Source organism: Sideroxyarcus sp. TK5 (assembly GCF_054601595.1).
Map to the genome: position 1 here is coordinate 1 of NZ_BAAHSJ010000032.1, position 1,208 is coordinate 1,208.

1 protein-coding gene is annotated in these 1,208 nt (G+C 57.9%); it reads left to right on the plus strand.

The window, feature by feature from the left end:
- Positions 1–69 precede the first annotated feature (69 nt).
- A protein-coding gene (locus ACYPYQ_RS13550; protein ID WP_459724446.1) for an IS3 family transposase occupies positions 70–1,181 on the plus strand; the annotation gives its coding sequence in 2 pieces (ribosomal slippage) (positions 70–316 and positions 316–1,181; 1,113 coding nt in all).
- Positions 1,182–1,208: the final 27 nt, after the last annotated feature.

Below are 1,208 nucleotides of genomic sequence, written 5' to 3' on the forward strand. Positions count from 1 at the left end.
CCTGACCTGCTCCAGACTTTTCGGACCACGTAAAACTTGAGAGGATGGCTTCCTTGAAGAGAGGAAGTCATGAAGAAGAGCAGATTTACGGAAGCACAGATGGTCGGCATGTTGCGCGAGGCGGATCGCACCTCGATTGCCGCGGTAGCCAAGGCCCATGGTGTCAGCGAGCAAACCCTCTACACCTGGCGTCAGCGCTTCGGCGGCATGGACTCAAACGACGTGAAGCGTCTGCGCCAGTTGGAGCAGGAGAATGCGAGGCTGAAGAAGCTCGTCGTTGAACGAGATCTCGAGATCGAAGTGATGAAGGAGATCGCCGTAAAAAAATGGTGAGCGTACCTGCCCGGCGCAAGCAGGTCGCCTATGCCAAGATGCGCGGGCTGTCGGAACGACGGGCGTGTACGCTATTGAGTGTGTCCAGGTCAGCATTGCACTATGAGTCAGCACAGGCTGTGAAGGATGCAGAAGCGGTCAGCAGCATGGTGATCCTATCGGCGCAGTACCCGCGCTATGGTTATCGCCGCATCCGCATCTTCATGGAGCGGCAAGGCCATACGATGAGCCCTGGACGAGCGTATCGGCTATGGAGCAAGACCGGGCTACAGGTACCAAAGAAACGGCCGCGACGCAGAGTGGCCAGTAGCCGCCCCAGGCCGCAGCCCGCAACGTCTGCCAATCAAGTGTGGGCGTATGACTTCGTGTTCGACACCACCGCGACGGGGCAGCAACTGAAATGCCTGACGGTGGTGGATGAGTTCACCAGAGAGTCGCTGGCAATCGATGTAGCAGGATCGATTCGGTCGACCAGAGTGATCGAGGTGTTGTCGCAACTGATGAGCGTGCGAGGCGTACCAAGGGTCCTGCGCTCGGATAACGGGCCTGAGTTTGTATCGACCGCCTTACTAAGATGGGCGACTGGTAACGGCTTGGACATGGCTCTGATCGAACCGGGCAAGCCTTGGCAGAACGGCGTGGCCGAGAGCTTCAACGGGAAGTTCAGGGATGAGTGCCTGTCGATGGAGTGGTTCCGGTCTCGTGCCGAGGCCAAGGTGGTGATAGAGAGCTGGCGGCGTCATTACAATGATGTTCGCCCGCATTCGAGTTTAGGTAATCTGACGCCAAGCGCGTTCAGATCAATGGGCGGCAAGACCGCTGAAACCGAGGCCGTTCTCCAAGAATGAATGGTCCGAAGAATCTGGGCAGGTCAG